This is a genomic window from Teichococcus deserti (genome assembly GCF_001982615.1).
Lineage (GTDB): Bacteria > Pseudomonadota > Alphaproteobacteria > Acetobacterales > Acetobacteraceae > Pseudoroseomonas > Pseudoroseomonas deserti.
In genome coordinates this window covers 1-480 of record NZ_MLCO01000385.1, presented here as the reverse complement: position 1 = coordinate 480, position 480 = coordinate 1, and the positions used below count along the sequence as shown (strand labels likewise).

Sequence of the window (480 nt, the reverse complement as noted above, 5' to 3'; positions counted from 1 at the left end):
CCCTGGCCCCGACGATCACCCTGACGATGATCCTGGCCGCCAGCCCGCTGGCGGCGCAGGAGGCGCGCGCCCCGGAGGCCGAGGCGGCGCGCGAGACGCTGGCCAAGGGCAGCGTCTTCCGCGTGCTCGGCCAGGAGGTGCGCGGTGTCACCAACATCGTGGTCGCCCAGGTGGTGAACATCCTGGTGGATGCCCAGGGGCAGCCGCAGGCGGCGGTGCTCGACTATGGCGGGTTCCTGGGCGTCGGCAAGCGGCGCATCGCCGTCGGCTGGCAGGCGCTGTCCTTCGGGCCGGAAGGCATCCGCCTGTCGATCAGCCGCGACCAGATGAAGAATTTCCCTGACTACAAGGAGGGCGAGGAGGTGGTGATGGCCCTGCCGCCGCGCACGCCGGAGCCCGAGCCTACCCCTGCCGCCGATGCGGAGCCGCCGCCGGCCGAGGCCCCGCCCGCGGCCGGTCTCTTGTACACATCTGGAGGCG

General features: G+C 72.7%; 1 protein-coding gene. It reads left to right on the top strand.

Features of this window, described 5'->3' with window-relative positions:
* A partial coding sequence (locus tag BKE38_RS27665) for a PRC-barrel domain-containing protein (protein ID WP_207553700.1) occupies positions 1-480 on the top strand: 480 nt, incomplete at both ends.